The sequence below is a fragment of the Limosilactobacillus reuteri subsp. simiae genome (assembly GCF_020784875.1).
Lineage (GTDB): Bacteria > Bacillota > Bacilli > Lactobacillales > Lactobacillaceae > Limosilactobacillus > Limosilactobacillus reuteri_H.
Genome location: NZ_JAJGUI010000047.1, coordinates 1 through 237 on the forward strand (window position 1 = coordinate 1; position 237 = coordinate 237).

Below are 237 nucleotides of genomic sequence, written 5' to 3' on the forward strand. Positions count from 1 at the left end.
GTGAATCAACATCCGCTTCAGTAAGCGCCAGTGAATCAACATCGGCTTCAGTAAGTGCAAGCGAAAGCACATCAGCTTCGGTAAGCGCGAGCGAATCAACTTCCGCCTCAGTAAGCGCGAGTGAAAGCACATCTGCCTCCGTAAGTGCGAGTGAATCAACTTCAGCTTCAGTAAGTGCAAGCGAAAGTGCCTCAACATCGTTGAGTGCCAGTGAAAGTACTTCGGCTTCAGTAAGCG

The 237-nt window shown here is 50.2% G+C and carries 1 protein-coding gene; it reads right to left on the reverse strand.

Translation table 11 applies throughout. The features are described 5' to 3' along the window. On the reverse strand, positions 1-237 hold a 237-nt coding region (locus LMC10_RS01430; RefSeq protein ID WP_411377827.1), incomplete at both ends, for a hypothetical protein.